This is a genomic window from Atopobium deltae, assembly GCF_001552785.1.
GTDB classification, from domain to species: Bacteria; Actinomycetota; Coriobacteriia; order Coriobacteriales; family Atopobiaceae; genus Atopobium; species Atopobium deltae.
In genome coordinates this window covers 54,726-78,385 of record NZ_KQ959516.1, presented here as the reverse complement: position 1 = coordinate 78,385, position 23,660 = coordinate 54,726, and the positions used below count along the sequence as shown (strand labels likewise).

Genomic DNA, 23,660 nt, shown 5'->3' with positions numbered 1-23,660 from the left:
ATGCTCATTTATTCACTTAAGTTAACTCCGGGTAACTTAAAACCTTTGGAGAGGTATGAGCAATCAAGATCAAACGCTCCATTCATCGACGGACGGTCCTTCGCCGAACATGCCTGCTTCTCAGATGCCCTTATCGTTTGCCAACGAGGGAGAACTGCTGCACATCGTACGCGTCACAGGATCCCAGGCAAACAGACAGCATCTTGCAGAACTCGGCTTTGTCGAAGGGGCAGAAGTCACCTTGGTTTCTCGTGTGAATGGCGATGTTGTGGTCTGTGTCAAAGGTGCAAATTTTGCCCTTGGCTGTGGCATGGCTACCCATATTTTTGTGGGTTGATTTATAGGTTTTACAGTCGACGCGAGAAGAAAGGAAGGAAACATGCCAACGCTTCGCGATGTCAAAGTTGGTCAGTCTTGTACGGTTGTACGGCTTACTGGCACGGGTGCTATTAAGCGCCGCATTATGGACATGGGCCTGGTCAAAGGCACACGCGTAACGATCCATAAAGTTGCACCTTTGGGGGATCCCATTGAGGTGACGGTACGTGGCTATGAGCTTTCGCTTCGTAAGGACGAGGCGCAAGTAATTGAAGTAACCGATATCGAAGGCTAGTAGGGATCAAGGCACACATGGCAGAAAAAATTAATATTGCCCTTGCGGGTAACCCCAACTGCGGTAAGACGACGCTCTTCAACGAACTTACCGGCTCAAACGGTTACGTCGGCAACTGGCCGGGCGTAACTGTCGAGAAAAAACAAGCGACCTGGCGTCACAACAAGGACGTGCTGTTCACCGACCTTCCAGGCATTTATTCGCTCAGTCCATATTCGCCCGAAGAGGTCGTCTCGCGTGACTTTATCATTAACGAGAGGCCTGACGCGATCATCGATCTTCTCGACGTGACCAACATCGAGCGTAACCTGTATTTGGCAACGCAAATCCTCGAAGTGGGACGACCCGTGGTCATCGGTCTTAACATGTGCGACCTGCTCAAGCAGCGCAAAGTGACCATCAAGACCGATCTGTTGGAAAAGCGTCTGGGCGTCAAGGTATTTGAGGTTTCGGCGTTGCGCAACACCAACACCACCGAGCTGGTTAACGCTGCAGTCGAGATTGGCAAAAACAAGCAGGTAGCGCAGGGCTTGAAGCTCTTCTCACCCGCGGTCGAAGACGCTCTGGCAAAGATCGCCGACGACATTAAGGATGCCGTTGAGCCCCAGCTTTTGCGCTGGTATTCCATTAAGATTTTTGAGCGCGATGCCGGGGCGATCGAACCTTTGCACCTTTCGCAGGAGCGCCTGGAGACGCTCGAGAAGTTCATTGAGTCTGTCGAGAAGGCCCGCGATGACGACGCCGAGTCCATTATTACGTCGGACCGTTACGAGTGGATCTCGCAAACGATGCGTGAGTGCGTTGTGAAGACCTCCGCGAAGCTGACCACCTCGCAGCTCATCGACAAGGTTGTCACCAATCGTCTGCTCGGTATCCCCATCTTCATTGCGGTCATGTCGTTCTTGTACTGGTTTGCGCTTGTCGCCGTCGGAACTCCCGCGACGGACTGGGTCAATGACAAGCTCTTTGACGAGGGCTTCTTTATTTCAATGCAAAGTCAGTCCCAGTTTGATGAAGCAAAAGAAGCTTGGGACGACGAGCACTACGGCGACCGCGTTGACGGCTATCTTGAGGCCGCCAAAGAGGCGGGTATCGACACTGAGGGCGTTTCGGACGCTATCGATAAGGGCGACGAAGATGCCATCAAGGCCTTTGCTATTAAGGCTAAAGCCGCGGGTGTCGTGGCCAAAGACGTACCCATTCACGACGAGGACGGCAACCTAGTTGACGCGGACGACAACGTCGTCACTCACGTCGACAAAGAGGGCAACCCCCTTGATAAAAACATCAAGCTTAAGACCATCGAGTCCATCGATGCCGACGAATTTGTGAAAGACGCTATCGAGAAGGGCAAGGAGCCTGAAGCTGCCGATTATCCTGGCTACGTTCCCTCCATCCCTGGCTTTATGGAGGGCCTGCTGAAGAATGCTGGCGCTTCCGATATGATCATCTCGCTGGTAAACGAGGGTATTATCGGCGGTGTTGGTTCTGTTTTGGGCTTCATTCCGCAGATGTTCGTCCTGTTTGTGTTACTCTGTTTCCTGGAGGACTGCGGCTACATGAGCCGTGTCGCCTTTGTTATGGACCGCGTGTTCCGCCGCTTTGGTCTTTCGGGTAAGTCGTTTATTCCTATGCTTGTTTCGGCTGGTTGTGGTGTTCCTGGCGTTTTGGCAACCAAGACTATCGAGAACGAGAATGACCGTCGTATGACCGCCATGCTGACCACCATGATCCCTTGTGGTGCAAAGCAGCCGATTATTGCACTGCTCATAGGCGTTCTTCTGGGCGGCGCTAAAGCCTGGTGGATTGCACCTTTGTTCTACTTCATGGGCTTTGCGGCCATCATTATTTCGTCCGTCATGCTCAAGAAGACGAAGCCTTTTGCTGGCGAACCCGCGCCCTTTGTTATGGAGCTTCCTGATTACCACTTCCCAACGCTGAAGTCCTGGTGGCTGCACGTATGGGAGCGCGTCTTTGCCTACATCAAGAAGGCTGGTACCATCATCTTCTTGGCTGCTGTTGGCATTTGGGTGCTTTCGCGTTTTGGCTGGGCAAACTGGGACGGCGGCAACGGCGCCTTTGGCTTCCTTGAGGCCATGGACGGTGCTCCCGAAACTTACATGGATTACTCCTTGCTCGCCGCTGTTGGTAACTTTATCGGTATCATTTTTGCGCCTCTGGGCTGCGCAAACTGGCAAGCAGCCGCCGCTTCCATTTCGGCACTGATCGCTAAGGAGAACTTGGTATCGACCTTTGGTTCTTTGTACGGTCTGGGCGATGCTTCCGAGAATTCCGTCTCGATGTGGAATGGTTTTGCCGCCATGTTTACTGATGCCAACGGTGTTATGCACGTCGGCGCCATGCTCGGCTTTGTAGCCTTTAACATGCTCAACGCTCCGTGCTTTGCTGCTATGGGTACGATCCGTCGTCAGATGGACGACCCCAAGTGGTTCTGGTTTGCTATCGGTTACGAGTGCGGCTTTGGTTGGATTGTTGGTATGATTTTGTATCAGCTTTACGAGTTCTTCGCGTTTGGTACCTTTACGGTATGGACCGCGGTTGCCATCGCGGCGCTCGGCCTGTTGCTCTTCCAGCTCTTCCGTCCGATGCCCAAGTACCTGCGTCGTGACAACAAGATTGTGGACAACCTGGACTCGCTTGCTCAGTAAGGTGATTTGCGGCTGCGTCGCGCCTCGCGGTTACGGTGTGTGGCATAGCACGCGACGCGAGACGTAGTGGCACCCGCCGCTGCAATCTGAGTTTTAAAACCCTCTCTTTCCCAGCTGGGAAGGGAGGGTTTTTGTTTTTGTGCAAGCACGACTTTGCCAGGGCACTTCGTCAGTAGAGCATTGCATGGGCACAGCCTTGCTCGCAATCATGAGGAGCTGTCGAGAAGACCGCTGGCAGGCTTCAGCTGTACCGCTAGCAGACCGCAGGTCTTCTCGTCACTTGCAAGCGAAGACTTATATATACTTCTCGGTAAGGAACCTCAAAAGGGAGGTGTACTATGAAACGGCATGTGTACTCTTTGTTTAGGTTTCTTTTTGTTGGAGCGATTTGGCTGCTTATCGTGTTTGCTGAGGATGCGCATTCGCCAGAATTCATTCATGCCATGACTCCTGCAAAGGGATCGCTTGTTATACATCTTGCGTCTGCGTGTATGATGGCGTCTGTCGTGACGCTTTTGTATGATCTTCTCGACAGCGCAACGCAGAGCAGTTATTTTTTCCTCTATGTTAGGGGCATTGCGGTAGCTCTATTTTTGCAGCTTACCTATATTGTCGTGAGCTACTATCTTGATGTTTTTATTACGAACCAGGCGCTACCTTTTGCGCTCTATGAGCTGATCGTGATCCTTCTGTATCTGCTGCCTGCAGTAGGCATGCTGTACATCTTGTTTAAGCATCAGTAGCTGACGAGCAAAACGCAGGACTCGACGAGTTTTTAGCAGACGCTTGGCCACCATGCTTGGCTACTACGCGCAGCTACCACGACAAATATTTGGCATTTTCGAGTGACCAGTGCACATCGCGAATATAGGCCTGCAGCGCTTCACCATCGCGCTTTTTAAAGAGAGCCACAATGTGGGCATGCTCTCGGTTGGCCTGTCGCGCGTTTTTTTCTAAGATGTCCGTCTCGGCTTGTAAATAGGCGCGCTTCATAAAGAAGCGATTTAAGTCCTCGATGTATTCCGACAGGTGCGCATTACCGCATTGCTGCACGTAGGTCTGGTGAAACTCCCGCTGCAAGTCATCATAGCGATCGTACAGGCCGCTGTTGATGGCCAGCTGCATGCTGTTGTGCAAAAAGCTGAGCTGCACAATGTTGTCGTCGCTCATGCGCCCTGCGGCAAGCAGCGCTGCGCGTCCATCAAGCGGCCCCAAAATTTCAAACACCTCACGCGCGTCGGACTCATTAAAGCCACGAACGATAAACCCCTTGCGCGGTATTCTTTCCAAATAGCCCTCTTCGGATAGTTGCATGAGCGCCTCTCGCACGGGGGTGCGGCTGACCGACAGGGCGTCGGCGATGCTTTGTTCGCTGACGTGTTCGAATTCACCGAGTTTGCCCGCGTTGATAAGGTCGGTGATGTGTGCATAGACGTGATCTTTTAACGAGAGGTATCGAGCCTTGGCCATGATGATGAGCCTCCTTCACGTGTGCCATTGTATATGAATGAACATTGTATACAATCAACAATATTACGTATTTAAGCAAAAAAGTGAAGGATAAAGCTGTATTTACGACCGTTTACCTCCTAAAAACTACCGCTCATGTTCATAGTATACAAATTGAACAAAGATACAGCGATCTTCTCGGTATGTTAAAGCTGCACACGAGATTTTACGGTGCACGTAAGCATTTCACAACAACGTACGCGTGCGAAGGCGTGGGCATACACACCGCCGTAGCAACGCCCGCGGACATGCCGTGCATCACACACGACGTACGTTTGAGAGAAGGGGTCTGTTATGACTAAATTTACGCACTGCATTGTTCGTCGTCCTAGCCGTTCGTTGATCGATGGCATCACCTCGGCTCCCGAGCTCGGAAAGCCTGACTATGAGCTCGCTCTGAAGCAGCACAATGACTACATTGACGCTCTGACCCGTTGTGGCGTTGACGTCACCGTGTTGCCCGCTTCCGAGGAGTACCCCGACAGCTGCTTCGTGGAGGACACCTGCGTCATTACCCGTTGCGGCGTTATTGTCGACAACCCTGGCGCTGACACCCGTCGCGGTGAGGCTGCACTTCTCGAGCCCGTCCTGCACCGCTTCTTCGACTATGACAAGATCCGTCATATCACCTCGCCTGGTACCCTCGAGGGCGGCGACGTCATGATGGTCGGCGACACCTTCTATGTTGGTAGGTCTAAGCGTACCAACGAGGAGGGCATCCGCCAGTTTGCCGCTATTCTCGAAGAGTGGGGTCTGAAGTGCGTCGAGGTTCCCCTGGAGAAGGTCCTGCACTTAAAGACTGGCGTCAACTATGTCGAGAATAACAACATGCTTGTTTCTGGCGAGTTTATCGAGAAGGAAGAGTTCGCGCAGTACAACAAGATTATTGTTCCCGAGGAAGAGGCCTATGGCGCCAACTGCATTTGGATGAATGGCACCGTTATTGTGGCCGAGGGTTATCCCACTGTGCTTAAAGCTATCCAGGATGCAGGTTACAAGACCATCGTTGTCGACACCTCCGAGTATCGCAAGCTTGATGGTGGCCTGTCCTGCCTTGGCCTGCGTTTTTAAAGCGGTATAAAGCTGTAGGTTTTTACGAGAGGTTTGTACGAGAGGTTTGTACTTGAGGTTTCGTACAGAGTGGTTCGTATATATCGTACATACAGTAGATATACAAGGGCTACGCAGGCAATCTGTGTGGCCCTTTGTACTAGCTCGCGTATCTTTTGGCTCGCGTTTGTACGAGGTGGCGAGTCTGCTTACTAGATCTACTCATTAGATTTGTACTCGATACACTAAGAGAGAGGGCATTCGATGGAAAAACTTGATGATACATCTCACAATGTGCCCCAAATGATGGTTGATGAACATGGTAATAAGATTATCAATCCGCAGGGAATGGGCCTTCTTCGTCTTTCTATGATGGTTATTACCGCAAGCATTTGCGGTGGTATTTTTTCGTTGGCAGGCGACCTTGCCGCTGGCGGTGCAAATACGGCAGCCGTCCTGGTAAGCTGGGGCATCTGCTTTGTTGGCGTGCTCTGCTTGGCGATGTGCTTCTTTGGCCTGTCGCGCGCACGTCCCGATCTAACGGGCGGCATTTATGCCTACGCTGCTGCTGGCTTTGGCGACTTTATTGGCTTCATCTCGGGATACGGCTACTGGATCTCGGGGTGTTTGTCCAACGTCTCATTCGCGCTGCTGCTCTTCTCGGCATTGGGTTATTTCTTTAAGCCGTTCGAGGGCGGCAACAACCTTCTGTCCTGTATTTGTGCATCAATCTATTTGTGGCTGTTGGTATGGCTGGCGGCAAAGGGCGTCAAAGAGGCCGCTAAGCTTAACATTTTTGTGACCGTTGCCAAGGTCATCCCGCTGGGGTTGTTTATCGTCTCGATTTTGCTTTTACAAAAATTCAACCCCGCCATTTTTATGGAAAACTTCATGGGCGAGCCTGGCGGTCCTGGCTTCTTTGACCAGCTCGTTTCGACTATGGTCGCGCTCGTGTGGATCTTTACGGGCATCGAGGCGTCGGTTGTTATTTCGGGTCGCGCACGTCTTGCAAAAGATGTTGGACGCTCCACGATCATTGGTTTTATCTTCATCTTTGTGCTGTACATGCTGATCTCGGTGTTGAGCATGGGCGTCGTGCCTCGTCCCCAAATGGCCGAGCTCGCAACGCCTTCTATGGCGGGTGTACTCGAGGCTGCGATTGGTCCTGTTGGTGCGACTGTCGTGAACCTGGGCGTGGTCTTATCGCTGCTTGGCGCCATGCTCGGCTACGTCATTATTAATGCCGAGACCCCCTACGAAGCTGCGAAAATGGGCACCTTCCCCAAGCCTTTCGCGCACGCAAACGAGGCGGGTTCGCCCATTGTGACGCTCATCGTTTCGTCGGGTATTACGCAGCTGTTTTTGATTCTGGCGGTCTTTGCAACCTCGACCTACCAGTTCATGTACAACTGCGCCGTCTGCACCATTTTGGTTCCCTACGTCGCCTCGGCGCTCTACTTTGCGAAGATTGCCTGGCAAAACAAGCATATGGGTCCCGATGGTGCGGGTAGCGTGGCCAAGGCGCGCTTCTTCGGCACGCTGGGCTTTATCTACACCGTCTTTCTGGTGTGGTCCTGCGGCGTGACGGGCATTATGATTACCACCATTTTGTTTACGCCTGGTATTTTGCTCTACGCATGGGGCGAGAAGACCCAGGGCAAGAAGATTTTGCCTACGACGGTCGATAAGATCGTCGCGCTGATTATCGTCGTTACGATGATCGTTTCGGTCTATCAGATCGCGACGGGTGCGATTTCGGTTTTGTAATAGGTTATTCCGGAGTCAACGTCGCACATAGGCAATGAACGTTGCTGACAAAAAACGTTGCTAACAAGCACTGACAAAAAAGAGCTCTTGGTGAAAACCAAGAGCTCTTTGCTTGTGCGCGAATGTATTCGGTACGGATCGCTTTAATATGGACCGTGCGCGTTACACCGCTTCTCGTCAGCGAGCGCACGGGTCTTATCGACAGCCTGACGCCCTTCTCGCTAGCAAATGTCGGCGAGTTCGATGCGTGTAATGAGGCGCCATATGGCGTAGGCAATGCCGAAGCACACCACAGCTTGCAGAAGACTTACCACGATAAACCAGACGCCATCCTCGATCATCATTTGTGTTATGAGTTGTAGAAAAATCAGCACATAGCCCAAAAAGACAACTGCTGGCGTCGTGCTTTTACCCTTTAGCGCTGCGCGCAGGTTGTTGGTACTGGTCCAGCTAAAGTCGGGCTTCTTCATATCGATGTACATGTGCAAGATGATGCACAAAAACAGGATGGACAAGCTCACCATGCCAATGCATACGATGGTCTCGAAGCTCAGGTTAAGGAAGAAGACCGATGCTACCAATGCCAAAGCCGAAAGCGTTACGGCGGGAATGAGCGAGAAAAGCAACTTGGCCAGCGCGACAGTTTTTGCGGGTACAGCTGCAGTCTGCAGGATCCACCAGCTATTACCTTCAAGCGAGTAGGTGCATGTGGTCATGGGGGCAAATCCCAAAATACCGATCAAGAATATGGGGGCAAGACGCACGATGGGGCTGGCCATAATTTCGTCTGCTTCGGGAGGAAGCAGGCCAAATCCAACGGCGACGCCGCCACCAATAATGAAGAATACCTGCAGGAAGTACAGAAGGCCGTAGTTTGCCAGGTAGGCAGGTGTTTCTACCAAAAACTGGAACTCTTTATGCAGCAGGGCGCCCACAACACTTTTTGCTTTGCTTGCACCGCCTTGCGCGGAGGCGGTGTCGCCTGCATGCTTGGCAAAGCTAAACGAGTTATCTTGTACGTCATCGGTGCGCGACAACATGGTAAGTCTGTCAAAGCACGAGGCAAACAGGCCAATGCCAACGGCCAACACGAGCGCGTTAGCGCCAATAAATAGCAGCAGCGCTGGCGTTGAGCCCACGCTTACATCGTTGAGCGGCGTGAAGAAGAAAAAGACTTGGTGCATCAGGGCGACTGACTCGGGCGCCAGAAGGTCAATAATGTGAAACACGACGCCAAAGTACAGAAGCGCGCCAGGAACGGCAACCACGAGGATGAGCAAAATGTTGACTAGCATCGTCGAACCGTGCAGCAGCCTGCGGATACCATAGATGATCACGGTAACCAGCAAGGCTAGAAGCATCGGTGCGATGGGCGCGAAGAAAAATCCTGCAACGCAGCCGATGAGGGCATCGCTCAGCGCATTGGTCATAATAAGTACGGTGGCAGCGCTGCTGTAGGCAAGCGCCGAATACAGGTAGCAGGGGATGCACATGGTGCAAAAACGAATGGCAACGATGATTTTGCGATCGATGGGCATGCTCAAGAGGCGCTCGTAATGAGAGCGATCCAAAATGAATTGTCCTGCCACATTAAATTGCTGCAACACGATAAAGACCGTGGTGATAAGAGCTGCCATAAAGGGAATCTTGTGGGCAAACCCCGCTTGTACCATGGTGTAATACCAGCTGAGCATCATAAAGAAGAGATAGGCAAATACGAGTGCGATAACGAGGAATCTGCCCAATGCTCCAAATGTTTTACTGGTTATTGTTTTATTGGAGACGCGGCTGCTCGTTGAGGACGTGACGTATCCTCGAAGCTCGACTAAAAAGACCGCCCACGCTTGTTTTAGCATCTTAGCGCTCCTCTTCGATTGAGCTCGAGTAGTTGTTGTAATCGGTGTCGGTTGCGGTGCTGTCGTAGTCGGTGCCGCCGTCGGCGTCGTTAGTGTCAGCCTCGTCGATCTTCTTGGTAGCGCTGCGTGGAGTGTAGCCAATCTCCTTCATGAAGGCGCTCTCCAACGAAGCGCCCTGGGTAATCTCCTGCATGGTGCCTTGCATAATAATCTCGCCCTGTTTGATAATGGCTGCTTTGTTGCAGAGCTTCTCGGCAACTTCCAGCACGTGCGTGGAATAAAACACGGCGGCACCCTTGCGGCACATGTCATGCATAATCTCTTTAAAGTTGAGCGTCGCCTGCGGGTCAAGACCGACGAAAGGCTCATCCAAAATCAAAAGCTGAGGCTCGTGCAAAAGCGCGGCTACAATAGCGAGTTTTTGCTTCATGCCGTGAGAAAAGCTTGAGATTTTGTTATCGAGCTTCGAGGTGATCTCGAAGGCGTCGGCGTACTGTGAGGCAATCTTTTTCGCATGCGTGCGGTCTACCTGGTAAATGTCGGCTATAAAGTAAAGGTAGTCGATAGCTTTAAGGTACTCGTATAAATCGGGGTTATCGGGCAAATACGAGAAGCAGCGCTTCGCGGCCAGGGCATCCGTTTTGATGGAATGCCCGTTGATGGTAATGGTCCCTGCCTCAAAAGGGTGAATTCCGACGATCGCCTTAATGGTGGTTGTTTTACCTGCACCGTTGGGGCCGATAAAAGCAAAAATATCGCCGGCTTGCACCTCAAGATTGATGTTTTTAATTGCAGGACGTACTCCCGATATGTGTGTTGCTGAAGTGTCACCATTGTTGGCGCCTACCGTTGTAGGAGCTGAACTCTTCGAGAACAGGCTCGCAAAAAGGCCTTTGCGCTCTGGCGCATAGCTTTTTGTCAGATGTGACACCGATAAAACTGGCATTTCGACTCCTTATACCGAAAAAAACCTAAAACTTCTGTACGCGTTGGCCGTTACGCTTGCGTCGCCTTGTGGTGCTCCGCGCAGCGTTTGCTCAGCGCTCGTCGAAGCATGTGCGCAGCACCAGCCGAAGCGTTTGCGCAGTACAGTCCACCATAATGATACGCTACTATAACGTGTAAGCAATCGGCAGCGCGTATATCGAAATGATATCATATTGGTTTCTCTTGTCGAGAAAAATTTTTATTGAGAAAAATTCTTCGGGCGGTACTTTGCTACTGTTTTGTTGACGAGAGATGCGATATACTAAACGAACATATGTACGATGACGATGTAACATATCTTTATGATGATCCTGACGATGGCCCCGAGGAGCACAGTCTGGCTCATGGAGTGGAGCTCGCACGTAAACTCCTTGCCTTCATGGCTGCACGTGAAGAGGGAGTTTTTAGCGATGTCAGCTACCATGACAGCGCCTTGTTGCGCACGGGTCGCCAAGCGCTTGAGGATATGCGCAATGCTCGCACGAAGCATGAAGCGTACCTTCAAGACGAAATAGCAAACTTGTCGAATCGCGAAGCTTCGTCCTTGGAGTTTGGCAGCGGCACTGGCACGCCATATCGTGGCGGAAGCTGGAAGTCCTTATCGAAGAGGCGGGAAGAGCATCCTTTTGACGATTTTGGAGCTCGGCGTGCGCACGAGAAGCTCGAACAAATGCATAAGTTGAGCTGCGTACTTACTTCTCAAGAGCGTGCGTCTCGACGGGTCTACGACATAATTCACGCCAAAATGTTTTATACGCAGGCTTGTTTTATGAAGGCCTTTGTCGACGACTATGCCCGCCCCAGTATTTTTGCACGCTATTTTCCGACGTATAACGATATGTCCGATCACGATTTGCGTGCCTACTTTACTTGGCGTCATCGTTTTGTGCAGTATTGTGAGGATCTGGGTGGTCCATCAAAATCTGCAGGCGCACAGCCCGCCACCGCAAAATCTGCCGTGACAAAACCCACCGCCGTAAAGCATCAAAGACCTCTCGCGCAGCTGTCGTTTAGTTTTGTCTATGCGTACGAACTTCTCTGCAATGTGCATGCATTTTCTCCCGAGAAGACCTTTGAGCAGCTCAAACGCTTGCGCGACGCCTATGCGGACGATACATGCGGTAAGCAACTCAGTCGTTACCTAACGATGTGGATGCTCGACTATGCGATGTATAACAACCTTTCACAAGACGTGTATGCAGATGCGGTGCAAACGGATGAGTTACTCTTTTATCAAGGTGTTGCTTGCCTGCGTCGGTTTGAGCATGCAATCATTGTTGCGGCGCAAAAACAAAGCAAGACGAGAGGCAAAAAGCTCAATGATCCAGCCATTATAGATGCGCTTTGCTTACGGCTTGATGTGGCCAAACTCGCCGACCTTCTCGTCCGTGTTTCGGACTCGCCACTTAAGCATTCAAAAGTATATGAGCAGTATCCGCAGCGCCTACAGACGGCAGCAGCGCGCGTTTTTGTGCAGATGGTGCTGCATTGTCAGCAGTGCCGCAAGCAGGGATTTATGGAAAGCTTGTTTGGAAATCCTGAAGAACTTCCATACACCATGTTTGAGAGCGCGATATTTTATGAGACCGAGCCTCACGATGATCAGCGCATTCAGACGCCGTGGTATACGGTATATAGCTGTTCGCGTAACAGATGGACTAAGCTTGTGCCATGCACAAATCCGTCTGTGTCTTCGCAGCTTGCAAACATACTTCGCGGCATTGAGAGGGCATTTTGTGAGGATATGCCAGGATTTGTCCCTCCGCCGCACAAGAGCTTGGCTCTCTACCAAAAAAAGTTTATTCACGATACGGTGCAGCACATACAAACGCGCATCAAACAATACGAAGCACGGCAAAAGGCAACTCGCGTTACGATTGATTCCGCAAAGCTGGGGTCTATTCGTGCAGCCGCTGCTGTAACGTGCGAAGCATTGTTGGTCGACGAAGAGCGCGATGCTATCGCAGAACGAGATGCTGCCGAGAAGCCCTTTGGCGCAGATCAGAGCAACATCGATGATGTGCAAGAAGCCTGTGACCTGCGCCGTGTTGCGAACGTGCAAAACTCAGCTGATCCGCGCGACCAAACGGGGCCACAAGACCAAACGGGACCGCTGACGGCTTTTCAACAAGAGCTGTTAGAAGCTGTGGTGGAGGGGTGTGACTTGCCAGCGCTTCCACCAACGACGATGCTTTCTATAGAGGTTGATACAATCAATGAAGCATTCTTCGATCAGCTTGGCGATAGCGTGCTTACGATGGATGATACCGATAGCGTGCATCTGGTAGAGGATTATCGGGATGAGGTAGAGGAGTTTTTACGTGGAAGCAAGTAACGCATCTGAAGCGCGTAACGCATCTGAAGCGCATAACGCATCCGAAACACATAACGCATCTGCGATGCCCAAGGTACCAAAGCGCATAGCAAGTGTAGTCCTCAACTCGCTAAAAGGCGGCGTTGTTCCTCGTGTGGGACTTCCGTATATTACCGTGGGTCGCACGCAAGAGATCCAGGCGCTGCTCAACGATTTGCAACTTGTTCGCGAGGGTGGCAGCTCTTGTCGCTTTATCGTAGGACGCTATGGAAGCGGTAAGAGCTTCTTGCTTCAAACCATGCGCAATCATGCTATGGGAAAAAACTTTGTTGTCGCCGATGCGGACCTTTCGCCCGAACGTCGTCTGCAGGGAACTAAGGGGCAGGGCTTAGCAACGTATAAAGAGCTCATGGCCCATCTCGCCACAAAAACCTCTTCTGATGGTCAAGCGCTCGGCCTGATTTTGGATCGCTGGATTCAGTCGGTGCAAGCGCAGGTGATTCAGCAGAGCACGCTGCCCGACGACGCCAACTTTGCAGCCGAGGTGCAAAGGCGCATCTACGAGCTTTTGGCAGATATGCGCGAGCTTGTGCATGGTTTTGATTTCGCTCGTGTGCTTGCCTGCTATTTCCGTGCATTTCTCGACGATAATGACGAGCTCAAGGCCAATGTGTTGCGCTGGTTTAGGGGAGAATATCGCACAAAAACTGAGGCCCGTGCCGACCTAGGTGTAAGCTGCATCATTACCGATGATGACTGGTTTGATTACATCAAGCTCTTTGCGCAGTTTTTGTGCCGTGCTGGTTACGAAGGTCTTATCATCCTGATTGATGAGCTCGTGAACCTCTATAAAATCCCGCATGCGATTTCGCGCCAGTACAACTACGAAAAGTTGCTGAGTATCTACAATGACGCGCTGCAGGGTCGCGCCCCTTACCTGGGCATTATCATAAGTGGAACGCCGCAGTGCGTTGAGGATAGGCGCCGCGGTCTGTATTCGTATGAGGCGCTGCGTTCGCGCTTGTCGCAGGGACGCTTTTCTCAAGAAGGATTGCTCGACTTGCGCGCGCCCGTGATTCATCTAGTGGCCTTGACGCATGAGGAGCTACTCGTATTAATCGAGAAACTCGCCTGTATACATGCACAGTTGTTCAACTATCAGCGAAGCTTGACGCAGCAGGACTTGGTTTTGTTTTTGCAAGCGGAGTTTTCGCGGGTCGGCTCGCAGACGCATATCACGCCGCGTGAGATCATTCGCGACTTCGTTGAGCTCCTTGATCTGCTACAGCAAAACCCCGAACTCGATATGCAAAGCCTTTGCGCGCAGCAATTCCAGCCAGCGGCGGGTGTGGCGGATATGCCAGGCTCGTCAGACACGCAAGGCAACGCCGATTCAAGCGACCCTTTGCACTTTAGCGAGTTTAGGCTCTAAGCGACGTGTCTAAGCCAAGGTCGGCAGGACAAGGTCGGCAGGACAAGGTCGGCAGGAAGAACAGCTATGAACGACATCTTTGATCGCTATGCACCATTTATTCGTGATTTTATCTATGATCACGAATGGCGCACGCTTCGAGGTATACAGCTTGCTGCCGCGGATGCATTGTTTAATACTGATGACAACGTCTTGCTCTTATCGTCAACCGCATCCGGGAAAACGGAAGCGGCGTTTTTTCCCATCCTTACCGACCTGTGGGAAAATCCCTCGCGCTCGGTAGGGGCGCTCTACATTAGTCCACTTAAAGCACTTATTAATGACCAGTTTTATCGTCTGGACGATATTTGCAAGCAGGCAGATATTGCGGTGTGGCATTGGCACGGCGATGTTTCGACCTCGCATAAAGCCAAGCTCATTAAGCATCCATCAGGTATTTTGCAGATAACCCCAGAGTCACTCGAGGCGTTGTTGCTCCGTCGTCAGGCGGTCGTTGCGAGCCTGTTTTGTGACCTTCGCTATATCGTTGTTGATGAGCTGCATTCTTTTTTGAGCAGCGACCGCGGCCTGCAAATGCTCTGCTTGTTGGAGCGCCTTGGGCGAGCGGCATCGGTTAACCCACGCCGCGTGGCGCTTTCGGCAACGATCGGTGATCCGCAAGCGGCAGCAGATTTTATCGGCGCAGGTACGGGGCGTAAAACGATCATCCCGCGAGTCGAGCAATCGGGGCAGCTGTGGCATATTGGTGTGGAGCACTTTTATACTACGGGTTTGCAGGCTGATGGCATAGGCTCGCAAGCTGCTGCTCCGCAGGCTGATGGTACAAGCTCGCAGCCTGCTGCCACAGGTCCGCAAGCCGGCACATCGCCCTTGAGCAGCGTTGATCCCAGTATGCGCTTTATCTTTGAGTACTCCCGCAACAAAAAATGTCTCGTTTTTTCAAACTCCCGAGAAGAGTGCGAAGAAGTTACCACCACCTTGCGCTCCTATTGCGCGGCGCTACACGAGCCCGATCGCTTCCTCATCCACCACGGGAACTTATCAGCAAGTTTTAGACAAGCCGCGGAAGACTCCATGCGTGAGCAAGACAACAACCTCACGACCTGCGCTACCGCCACACTTGAGCTGGGCATTGATGTGGGTCGCCTCGAGCGTGCGTTTCAAATAGATGCACCGTTTACTGTTTCGAGCTTTTTGCAACGCATGGGTCGCACAGGAAGGCGCGGCATGCCCTGTGAAATGCAGTTTGTCATCCGAGAAGACCAACCAGAGCCACGCACCACGCTTCCCGAACTCTTTCCCTACAAGTTGCTGCAGGCCATCGCCTTAGTGCAGCTGTATGTTGAAGAGCACTGGGTTGAACCCGTGCGAGAAGGGCGCATGCCATTTAGCTTGCTCTATCATCAGACGATGGCAACCCTTGCAAGTCAAGGGGAGCTTTCGCCCGTGCAGCTGGCTCAGCGGGTGTTAACAATGCATGCGTTTCAAAACATCACGACCGACGATTATGCAACGCTTTTGCGTCACCTTATCAGCACCGATCATATTGCGCAGACCGAAGAAGGTACGCTCATTGTGGGGCAGGCGGGGGAGCGCAGTGTCAACAGTTTTCATTTTTACGCTGTCTTTGCCGAGAACAAAGAGTACAAAGTCTTTTGCGAAAATCAAGAGCTAGGCACCGTAGTTCGCCCTTCTCCGCCAGGAGAAAAGCTTGCCATTGCAGGCCACGTGTGGCTTATCGAAGAAGTGGATCACAAGCGTCAGTGCGTTTTTGTGACGCAAATCAAAGGGAAGGTTTCCGCCTACTTTGGCGAGGTGCCAGGTGACATTCACACCAAGGTGTTGGAGCGCATGCGTCAGGTGCTCTGCGAGAAAAAGCAGTATCCCTACCTTGGTTCCCACGCGCAAGCACGCCTGGCAACTGCACGGCATCTTGCGTCGCAAACGCATATCGATCGCTCGTATCTTATCTCGACAGGAGAGAATAGCTGGGTATTGTTCCCCTGGTTGGGAAGCTATGCCTTCCTCGCCCTCGAGCGCATTATAAAGCGCAAGCTCCCGCCGCAGCTCGGGATAAAAGGTGTAAGCGCCGCACGCCCGTATTTTATTCAATTCAGGATGAAGGCCTCTGCGGCGGAATTTTTTGACGCACTGAACGCATGCGCAGCAAACGATCTAGACCTCGAAGAACTTCTCTACCAGCACGAAGTGCCCGTTTTTGAGAAGTACGACGGTTTCGTACCCGCCGAACTTATCCGCAAAGGATTCGCCCGCGGCGTCTTGGATGTGTCTGGTGCCATCGCCCGTATTGCCGATTTTGAGCGCTCGTGCGCAGCTCAGATTCCCGCAAGCGTGTTAACCTGCTAGCGCGTGGACCCGCTCGTGCGCGGACCCACCAGTGCGTCGATCTTCTCGCCAGCGCGTGAATATAGTACGCAAAAAGTTCGAATTTATTGCATAATAAAGCGGCAAATAGTTGTGTTGTTTGCTACTATTTATAGGGACACAGTGAAACTTTTGTAATTTGGGAGTTTTCTCTATTTTTGAATGCTCTTTTGAAGTTTTCGCTGCACAAAAGTTAGGCATGGTGTACCATACGGCATAGTACGTTAATTTACGGTGGCAGACACCATGTCTTGGAGCATGTGCCGCCGAATAAAGAGAGGTTATAATGAGCGAAATCGTAGATGTACAAGCACGTGAAGTTCTCGACTCTCGTGGTAATCCAACGGTTGAGGTAGAGGTACTTCTTGAGGACGGCGCTTCTGGTAGGGCTATGGTTCCCTCGGGTGCTTCTACAGGCGAATTCGAAGCAGTTGAGCTCCGTGATAACGATAAAAACCGCTACCTTGGTAAAGGTGTTTTGACTGCTGTTTCTCACGTCAACACCAATTGCTGGGAAGCTATTGTCGGTAAAGACGCAACCGACCAGCGTGCAATTGACGCTGCCCTTATCGAGGCAGACGGCACGCCAAACAAGGCAAAATTTGGTGCCAACGCCATTTTGGGTTGCTCCTTGGCAGTAGCTCGTGCAGCCGCTGAGTCCGCAGGCCTTCCTTTGTACGCCTACTTGGGTGGTGCGAATGGTCACACCCTTCCCATTCCTATGATGAACGTACTTAACGGTGGTGTTCATGCCGATAATAACGTCGACTTCCAAGAGTTCATGATCATGCCCGTTGGCGCTCCCAACTTCCGCGAGGCACTGCGTTGGTGCGCCGAGGTATACCACACCCTGAAGGACGTCCTGAAGGGCGAGGGCCTTTCGACTGGCGTTGGCGACGAGGGTGGCTTTGCTCCTAACCTCAAGAGCAATGCTGAGCCTTTGGAGTACCTCATGAAGGCTGTTGAGTGCGCTGGTTACACCGCCGGCGCTGGCAAGGATTTCATGTTTGCTATGGACCCTGCTACCAGCGAGTGCTACGACAAAGAGCGCAAGCTGTATGTCCTGAAGGGCGAGGGCCGCGAGCTTACCAGCTCTCAGTTGGTTGATTACTGGGAGGAGCTTGTTAACAAGTATCCTATCATCTCCATCGAGGACGGCCTTGACGAGGAAGACTGGGAAGGTTGGGTTGAGCTTACCGAGCGTTTGGGCAAGCGCATCCAGCTCGTTGGTGACGACCTGTTTGTAACCAACACCAAGCGTCTCGAGAAGGGCATCGAGCAGAAGGCTGCTAACTCCATCCTTATTAAGGTGAACCAGATTGGTACGCTTACCGAGACCCTCGATGCTATCGAGATGGCAAAGCGTGCTGGCTACACCACGGTTGTTTCGCACCGTTCGGGCGAGACCGAGGACACAACCATTGCTGACTTGGCTGTGGCACTTAACACGGGCCAGATCAAGACTGGTGCTCCTTGCCGCTCCGATCGTGTAGCGAAGTACAACCAGTTGCTCCGCATCGAGGACGCTCTTGGTTCTTCTGCAGAGTTTGGCGGCAAGAAGGCCTTTTATAATATTCGCTAATTCGTTTACCTCTGTCGGGCCAAGAACACCCCTCTCCTAATTTCTTTGGCCTGGCTACTTTAGTGTTAGCGCCGGCGGTGTCCTCCTTCCTTCACCACCGGCGCTTTTTTGCGCGAATGCAGGCGCCGCCTCGTTCGCTATTATCTGCAAAAGGAAAACGCACAACGCTCGCGCAACGCACAACGTTTGCGTAGTTGTGAATTTCCTTCTCATTATGAATTTCCTCACGAAATGGGTCTGCTGTTTGGATATCCTCTTGAAGATGTGCTGGGCTTTATTCACAAGTATCTGCAGACTTGCTGTGGTCCTTGGTGTGCCTATGGTGATGTACACTTGCGTGTATGCGCATTGCGCCGCTTAAAACTGCCGAGAAACACTATTTGAGCCGTTTTGAGGTGGGGCAGCCCGTCGCGGATCTTCTCGCTGGCTAACGCTAAACGCCCGCGTCTGCTGCGGGCTTTAGAGTGCGTGGGCGCGGGCCTAGAGTACGTGGCGGCGCGAGCTTAAAACATCGTTGCCGTAGGCAAAAAAGTATTGCTCTTGGGTACAAATTGCCGTAGGGTAAAGGCACATCATACAGACGGGTACAAGCGGTTACAAGGCTTGTGAACCAGACGGGGTTTACAAGCTGACCAAGGTCTGTGCACCCGCATCAGACACCTTTCTCGTCCAGCCTCGCCAAGCGTGGCAAAGCGTGACTAGGCGCGATTGGGCGCAACGCAACAAGGTTTGATGCGGACAAAGGCCGAGCCGAAACATAAAGGAGGATTTTATGAGTAACGTTGCTGTCGTTTATTGGAGTCAAACTGGCAACACCGAGTCCATGGCGCAAGCAATTGCTCAGGCTGCTGACACCGAGGCTCTGGATTATTCGGAGTTCTCATCCGACAAGGTCGCCGATTATGGTGCCTTCGCCTTTGGTTGCCCCGCGATGGGCGACGAGGAGCTCGATCCCGACTTTGAAGAGCTGTGGGACGAGTGCGTTGACGCGTTTGAAGATAAGCCCGTCGTGCTTTTCGGCTCGTATGACTGGGGTACCGGCGAGTGGATGGAAAACTGGAAGGCCAATGCCGAGAGCGCTGGTGTTAACGTTATCGAGACCATTATCGCCAACCTCGAACCCGATGACGACGCGCTTGAAGAGCTTCGTGCCGCTGGCGAGAAACTCGCCGAGTAGCGACTCGGTCGCATACGACCGCGCTGAGTTGGCGCCGCGCTGAGTTGGCGCGAGCGAATCCGATGGTCTTCTCGGCGTGCGCGTGATGCGCTACAGGAGCTTGTACTGATACAGCTCGTCATCAACAAATCCTTGGTGACGATAGTAGGCGCGCGTTCCAATAGAACTGATGACATTCAGGCGTGTATATCCTTTTTGAGAAGCGATGTCCGATGCCTTTGCAAGAAGCCTCTGGCCTAGTCCTTTGTGCTGGGCGGAGGCTCCTTCATGACCAAGGCTTAGGGCTTGGCCATACACGTGCAGCTCTCGGATCATCGCTTGACCTGGCGCGACGGCAAGCTCGTCTGCTGTGACGTCACAGCCGCCTGCATCGATGCGCTCCCAATCGGGAAGCGAAAGCCTACAAAATCCTGCAATACGATTGTTGGCTGTGACCCATTGCAAGAAGTGCTCTTCGCTCACGGCGGTGTGATAGCAAACATCTTCTAGGTGAAGATCAGCTGCGTTGACCTGCTGTTGGTTGATTTCCCTAAAGCGAATTTCTTGCACGCGGATGAGCTTGTTGTCAGCGGGCCGCTCGGGCGCATTGCCCTTCTCGGCAGCGGACTGTCCGACCATGTCGCCCTTCTCGGTAGCGCGAAGGCGCGACTCCACTATTTGTCGCAGATTGGTGTGCTTGTTGCCAACCAAAATGTCGCTCGAGCTAATGTCACGAATCATGCGAGAAATTCGCACGAAGGGTGGGGCGGCCAGCACGTCTTGCACAAGGATGTCGACGAGCACATTGGCGCTGTAAGGCCGCCAGCGCCGATCTTCAAAAAGCTCACAGAGCTGCGTGCCCGCGACGAGAGCGCAGGGATACAGCTTGATTTCGTCGGGCAGATACCCTGGGTCGTGCACGAACTGCACAAAGTCCGCGCGGTCGCTTTCGGGTGTGGCGTCCACCAGATTGAGCATAAGATGCGAGTGAATTTTGAAGCCGAACAGGCGGATAAGCGAAAATGCTCGCTTGATTTGCGCGCAGCTGGTGTTTCGCTTGTTTGCGTCAAGAATGTGCTGGTAGGTGCTTTGAATTCCGATCTGAATTTTGGTACATCCGAGGCGGCGAAACAGCGTGAGATTGCGCGGAGTGATGGTGTCGGGTCGCGTCTCGATAACCAATCCCACCACGCGGCAGGCCGCCGACTCGTTTTTATGTTGTTCGTCGAGAAGATCGTCCGCACTGCAACTCATATGCGACCACGCATCCTGATGGGGTTTGTTGTGGGCATAAAGCTTTTTAAAGGCCTGGTTATAGCTAATATGGCCTTCGTTTACCTGCTCTTGCGCATCATGCACGAAGCGCTGTAGCTCTGTGTCCTGGTTGGTGAGACCAAAGCTTCTGTACCAGTCCATGCGCGTATCGACGTTGTCTGCGCAGGTTGGCCATTCGTTGAGTGCTCGAAAGAGTTCGCGGATAAACCATAGTTGATACGATACGGGGTAATCGCTCCAGGTGCCGCCCAGTACGATGAGTTCTATCTTATCGACAGCATGACCCATTTGATGCAGTGCGCGAAGGCGAGAAGCCACTTGAATGTAGGGATCGAAAAATGCCTGTTCGGCGCGCTGGCAGGCGGGTTCGTTGGCAATGTAGCTTTTGGGCATGCGCAGATCGCAGGGGCAGTAAATGCAGTTGCTTGAGCAGGTGTGCGGGCGGGTAATAACCGTGATGGTCGCGACGCCCGACGCTGTGCGCCTTGGTTTCATGCGCACCGAGCGGATGAAGCGCGCCTCGAGTTCGGCGGTGGCTTCGGCGTCGAGTTCAGCTGCGAGGCCAGTGTTGTTCTGCCCCTTATCGCGCGGCCCCTCGAGACCATCGCCACATAGCCAGCCTTGCTGCAAAGCACTGCGCTGTTGTTTTTGCTGCTGGTAGAAGGGGAGAAGATCGCGCTTTCGCACCGGTGCTGGTGTTTCCATTTGCGCTTGTTGAGCCTTGAGCGCCTCTTGATGCATTTGGGCGCGCAGAATGACCTCAAGTTCACGAGCCGACAAAGGAGCGTGCGAATCAGCCGTCTTGCGTAGTCGATCAAAAATTGTATCGATAACTGCTATGAGTGCCTGCTTTCGACCCTGCGATAGAGTTTGCTCCTGAGCTGGCGGTAGTGCACGCCCACGCACCCGCGCCAGCGCTCGTTCATGCGCTTGTGGTAGTGCTCGTTCGCGTGGTTGCGGTAGTGCTTGCTCGCGCGTCTCGGCATTGTCGTTCATGTTTTTTGGGTCTTGGTTTTTCATACTTGCATTATACGATGACGAGAAAAGAAGGGTAAGATTTATGTGGAGCGCATGAATACGATGAGAATGGAATATGCGTGAATCAGCACGATGCTAAACATATTTCAGCAGTTCAAGAGGCTGGTCTGGCGAGAAGCCAGGCGAGCATGACAAGCGCCTGCGCGCATCAGCTGGAGCGCATGACCTCAGCATTTTATGCGCAGCAAAATCAGAGCTTTTCTCAAACACGGCAAGCGCCCTGGCCAGGCTGGGAGCGCTGTCTTTCGTATCTGGGATCTTCGGACGAGCCTTCAAGCGTCAGCTCGCAAGACTCTTCCGAAAAACCCAAGCTTCTGGATGTGGCTTGTGGAAATTTGCGTTTTGAGCGCTTTATGGATGCTCACAGCTCCATCTCGTACGACTATTATGCAGTCGATAATTGCAAGGCACTCGCTCAAAGCGATCCTGATCTGTTTTCTCGGCTGACGCGTTTTATAGAACTTGATCTTATCGACTCCGCTTTAAATAGTCGTCTTACGCAGGACTTATCGGCACCTTTGTCTGATGCGCTTGTGTGCTTTGGATTTATGCACCACGTGCCAGGTGTGCAGACGCGCCTATACGTTTTAGATGCTCTTATCGATCAGATAAAACCATCTGGATATGGTATGTTTTCGTTTTGGCAGTTCATGAAGAGTCCTAAGTTGGCGCAGAAGGCAGTGTTTTCTACACAGCAGGCACTGGGTGCGTCGGCTTCAGGGGAGTACCGCTCATCAAGTCTGGGGCTAGACGCTGCTTTACGTTGTGCTGAATTTGAGCTCAAGGCATCCGATTTAGAGAAGAACGACTATGTACTCGGATGGCAGGAACAAGCGCAGACGTGGCGCTATTGCCATCATTTTGATGAGACAGAAATCGATGCGTATGTGCAGCACATTGCCCCGTGCGCTCGTGTGGTTCAGCGGTTTGCGGCTGATGGAGCGACGGGCAATTTAAATACTTATCTGGTTGTACAAAAGCTGTAATAGAAACGACAGGCTTGTTTGTGCAAACCGCGAGTTTATACGGTATTTATAGGAATCGCTAAAAATCAACTTGACCCTCTGTGAGAGTTTGCTATATTTATTAAGCTGACCTTGGTTAGCACATGGCTGGGTAGCTCAGTTGGTAGAGCAGAGGACTGAAAATCCTCGTGTCAGGGGTTCGATTCCCTTCCCCGCCACCATTGCATTTTGTGAAATTACCTCGTTTACCTGCGCAAATGGTAACGAGGTAATTTTTTATAGCTGCGAACGGTCATAAGTTTACATATGTGTTTACCTGCGTGTTTTATCTGTTGGGTTTTTTGATGGGCCACAAAATGGGTCACGAAAAGTGGGGAAAGACAAGGCATGGTACCAGTGCCTTAAAGCATTGGTAGAACGCAAAGAAACCCGCTTTTCGGCGGGCTTCTTATCAGTTTATCGATCTTTAATCACACAACTGCACAGGCGGTTTTGCTCATTCCAGCGAATTTGTGCCACTAAGAAGTGGTCTTGGATATATGTACATAGTTGCTTTTTGGTCTTGAAATACATCACTTTAGTTTTGCGATACCTAAAACCATACAGCTGCGAGCCTCGTGCCCAGACGGTCAAGCGCCATTTCCCTGCCCACATTTAATCGTCCGCCTTGATGCTTAAGGCACCCTTTGCGTCGGCAGTGACTTCGAAGGCGCCTTCAAGCATGCCGCCCTGGGTGTTGAATGCGTAAGCCTTGCCATCAATCTCTTTAATGCAGTCGGTGACACATGAGCCGTCCGCCGCACCGTCGGCGTAATACCATGTGCTACCTTTCTTAAGCCAGCCATAGGTAAGCTGCCCGCTTTCGGCCAAATAGCAACGCTTGCCGTCAATGGTTTGCCAGCCTGTAAGCATCTCGCCTGTATCGGCTAAAAGATACCACTCGCCCTTTACTTTTTGCCAGCCTTGAGCCATCGCTCCTGTTTCGGTTAAGTAATACCACGTATCGCCGCGCTTGAGCCAGCCTGTAGCCATATAGCCATGTGTGTCGAACCAGTACCACTT

Annotated in this window: 17 protein-coding genes, 1 tRNA gene and 1 pseudogene; 14 read left to right on the top strand and 5 right to left on the bottom strand. The window is 52.2% G+C overall.

From position 1 onward, the window contains the following. Window positions 1-55 precede the first annotated feature (55 nt). The 4 genes from HMPREF3192_RS05560 to HMPREF3192_RS05545 all read left to right on the top strand — a co-directional run bounded on the left by HMPREF3192_RS05560 (window position 56) and on the right by HMPREF3192_RS05545 (window position 4,025). The gene (locus tag HMPREF3192_RS05560; protein WP_231723377.1) at window positions 56-337 is read left to right on the top strand and encodes a FeoA family protein; all 282 of its coding nucleotides are present in this window, start codon (window positions 56-58) and stop codon (window positions 335-337) included. A gap of 42 nt (window positions 338-379) precedes the next feature. After that, entirely contained in the window at window positions 380-613 is a 234-nt protein-coding gene (locus HMPREF3192_RS05555; RefSeq protein WP_066306255.1) for a FeoA family protein, read from the top strand. A 17-nt stretch (window positions 614-630) separates the two neighbouring features. Continuing rightward, entirely contained in the window at window positions 631-3,282 is a 2,652-nt protein-coding gene (gene feoB / locus HMPREF3192_RS05550) for a ferrous iron transporter B (RefSeq protein ID WP_066306253.1), read from the top strand. A 338-nt stretch (window positions 3,283-3,620) separates the two neighbouring features. Then, entirely contained in the window at window positions 3,621-4,025 is a 405-nt protein-coding gene (locus HMPREF3192_RS05545; RefSeq protein ID WP_066306251.1) for a hypothetical protein, read from the top strand. Between the two features lie 73 nt (window positions 4,026-4,098). On the opposite strand, the gene HMPREF3192_RS05540 is transcribed toward HMPREF3192_RS05545, so the two are convergent. Beyond that, window positions 4,099-4,752, bottom strand: coding sequence for a GntR family transcriptional regulator (locus HMPREF3192_RS05540; protein WP_066306249.1), 654 nt, complete (start codon window positions 4,750-4,752; stop codon window positions 4,099-4,101). Between the two features lie 333 nt (window positions 4,753-5,085). On the opposite strand from HMPREF3192_RS05540, the gene HMPREF3192_RS05535 reads away from it, so the two are divergent. Both HMPREF3192_RS05535 and HMPREF3192_RS05530 read left to right on the top strand, forming a co-directional pair. Next, window positions 5,086-5,862, top strand: a complete 777-nt coding sequence (locus tag HMPREF3192_RS05535) for a dimethylarginine dimethylaminohydrolase family protein (RefSeq protein WP_066306248.1) — start codon at window positions 5,086-5,088, stop codon at window positions 5,860-5,862. 243 nt (window positions 5,863-6,105) lie between these two features. Further along, the gene (locus HMPREF3192_RS05530; RefSeq protein ID WP_066306247.1) at window positions 6,106-7,608 is read left to right on the top strand and encodes a basic amino acid/polyamine antiporter; all 1,503 of its coding nucleotides are present in this window, start codon (window positions 6,106-6,108) and stop codon (window positions 7,606-7,608) included. A gap of 221 nt (window positions 7,609-7,829) precedes the next feature. Here the strand turns inward: HMPREF3192_RS05530 and HMPREF3192_RS05525 are convergent, their stop codons facing one another. Both HMPREF3192_RS05525 and HMPREF3192_RS05520 read right to left on the bottom strand, forming a co-directional pair. Beyond that, a complete protein-coding gene (locus HMPREF3192_RS05525; protein WP_066306244.1) occupies window positions 7,830-9,464 on the bottom strand; it encodes a hypothetical protein in 1,635 nt (544 codons plus the stop codon). 1 nt (window position 9,465) lies between these two features. After that, complete coding sequence (locus HMPREF3192_RS05520; RefSeq protein ID WP_082715679.1) at window positions 9,466-10,410, bottom strand: ABC transporter ATP-binding protein; 945 nt, start codon at window positions 10,408-10,410, stop codon at window positions 9,466-9,468. 315 nt (window positions 10,411-10,725) lie between these two features. Here HMPREF3192_RS05520 and HMPREF3192_RS05515 point away from each other — a divergent pair, with 315 nt between their 5' ends. The 6 genes from HMPREF3192_RS05515 (at window position 10,726) to HMPREF3192_RS05490 (ending at window position 19,341) form a co-directional block, all read left to right on the top strand. Beyond that, window positions 10,726-12,786, top strand: coding sequence for a TerB N-terminal domain-containing protein (locus HMPREF3192_RS05515; protein WP_066306241.1), 2,061 nt, complete (start codon window positions 10,726-10,728; stop codon window positions 12,784-12,786). Beyond that, window positions 12,773-14,197 (top strand): ATP-binding protein, encoded by a 1,425-nt coding sequence (locus HMPREF3192_RS05510; protein WP_331696509.1) that lies wholly within the window; start codon window positions 12,773-12,775, stop codon window positions 14,195-14,197. The genes HMPREF3192_RS05515 and HMPREF3192_RS05510 overlap by 14 nt, the downstream gene beginning before the upstream one ends. Before the next feature lie 66 nt (window positions 14,198-14,263). Beyond that, entirely contained in the window at window positions 14,264-16,564 is a 2,301-nt protein-coding gene (locus HMPREF3192_RS05505; protein WP_066306238.1) for a DEAD/DEAH box helicase, read from the top strand. 304 nt (window positions 16,565-16,868) lie between these two features. Continuing rightward, a complete protein-coding gene (eno, locus tag HMPREF3192_RS05500) occupies window positions 16,869-18,164 on the top strand; it encodes a phosphopyruvate hydratase (protein WP_066306236.1) in 1,296 nt (431 codons plus the stop codon). Between the two features lie 108 nt (window positions 18,165-18,272). Next, complete coding sequence (locus tag HMPREF3192_RS07145; protein ID WP_082715678.1) at window positions 18,273-18,548, top strand: DUF3793 family protein; 276 nt, start codon at window positions 18,273-18,275, stop codon at window positions 18,546-18,548. Window positions 18,549-18,936: 388 nt separating this feature from the next. After that, window positions 18,937-19,341: a flavodoxin domain-containing protein gene (locus tag HMPREF3192_RS05490; RefSeq protein WP_066306232.1), complete on the top strand. Its 405-nt coding sequence runs from the start codon at window positions 18,937-18,939 to the stop codon at window positions 19,339-19,341. Between the two features lie 90 nt (window positions 19,342-19,431). On the opposite strand, the gene HMPREF3192_RS05485 is transcribed toward HMPREF3192_RS05490, so the two are convergent. After that, window positions 19,432-21,615 carry an elongator complex protein 3 gene (locus tag HMPREF3192_RS05485; RefSeq protein WP_231723376.1) on the bottom strand — a complete coding sequence of 728 codons (2,184 nt, stop codon included), beginning with the start codon at window positions 21,613-21,615 and terminating at the stop codon, window positions 19,432-19,434. 77 nt (window positions 21,616-21,692) lie between these two features. On the opposite strand from HMPREF3192_RS05485, the gene HMPREF3192_RS05480 reads away from it, so the two are divergent. Both HMPREF3192_RS05480 and HMPREF3192_RS05475 read left to right on the top strand, forming a co-directional pair. After that, window positions 21,693-22,619 carry a methyltransferase domain-containing protein gene (locus HMPREF3192_RS05480; protein WP_066306229.1) on the top strand — a complete coding sequence of 309 codons (927 nt, stop codon included), beginning with the start codon at window positions 21,693-21,695 and terminating at the stop codon, window positions 22,617-22,619. A gap of 124 nt (window positions 22,620-22,743) precedes the next feature. Then, window positions 22,744-22,819, top strand: a tRNA-Phe gene (locus HMPREF3192_RS05475). A gap of 433 nt (window positions 22,820-23,252) precedes the next feature. On the opposite strand, the pseudogene HMPREF3192_RS05465 reads toward HMPREF3192_RS05475, so the two are convergent. Next, window positions 23,253-23,660 (bottom strand): annotated as a pseudogene (locus HMPREF3192_RS05465) (N-acetylmuramoyl-L-alanine amidase); the annotation flags it as partial.

What these genes read in the sequence shown, in the direction of transcription:
- HMPREF3192_RS05540 (WP_066306249.1), bottom strand. Translation starts at nt 4,752, where the DNA reads ATGGCCAAGGCTCGATACCTCTCGTTAAAAGATCACGTCTATGCACAC.
- HMPREF3192_RS05555 (WP_066306255.1), top strand. Translation starts at nt 380, where the DNA reads ATGCCAACGCTTCGCGATGTCAAAGTTGGTCAGTCTTGTACGGTTGTA.
- HMPREF3192_RS05520 (WP_082715679.1), bottom strand. Translation starts at nt 10,410, where the DNA reads ATGCCAGTTTTATCGGTGTCACATCTGACAAAAAGCTATGCGCCAGAG.
- HMPREF3192_RS05525 (WP_066306244.1), bottom strand. Translation starts at nt 9,464, where the DNA reads ATGCTAAAACAAGCGTGGGCGGTCTTTTTAGTCGAGCTTCGAGGATAC.
- feoB (WP_066306253.1), top strand. Translation starts at nt 631, where the DNA reads ATGGCAGAAAAAATTAATATTGCCCTTGCGGGTAACCCCAACTGCGGT.
- HMPREF3192_RS05505 (WP_066306238.1), top strand. Translation starts at nt 14,264, where the DNA reads ATGAACGACATCTTTGATCGCTATGCACCATTTATTCGTGATTTTATC.
- eno (WP_066306236.1), top strand. Translation starts at nt 16,869, where the DNA reads ATGAGCGAAATCGTAGATGTACAAGCACGTGAAGTTCTCGACTCTCGT.
- HMPREF3192_RS05485 (WP_231723376.1), bottom strand. Translation starts at nt 21,615, where the DNA reads ATGAAAAACCAAGACCCAAAAAACATGAACGACAATGCCGAGACGCGC.
- HMPREF3192_RS05490 (WP_066306232.1), top strand. Translation starts at nt 18,937, where the DNA reads ATGAGTAACGTTGCTGTCGTTTATTGGAGTCAAACTGGCAACACCGAG.
- HMPREF3192_RS05545 (WP_066306251.1), top strand. Translation starts at nt 3,621, where the DNA reads ATGAAACGGCATGTGTACTCTTTGTTTAGGTTTCTTTTTGTTGGAGCG.
- HMPREF3192_RS05530 (WP_066306247.1), top strand. Translation starts at nt 6,106, where the DNA reads ATGGAAAAACTTGATGATACATCTCACAATGTGCCCCAAATGATGGTT.
- HMPREF3192_RS05560 (WP_231723377.1), top strand. Translation starts at nt 56, where the DNA reads ATGAGCAATCAAGATCAAACGCTCCATTCATCGACGGACGGTCCTTCG.
- HMPREF3192_RS05515 (WP_066306241.1), top strand. Translation starts at nt 10,726, where the DNA reads ATGTACGATGACGATGTAACATATCTTTATGATGATCCTGACGATGGC.
- HMPREF3192_RS05535 (WP_066306248.1), top strand. Translation starts at nt 5,086, where the DNA reads ATGACTAAATTTACGCACTGCATTGTTCGTCGTCCTAGCCGTTCGTTG.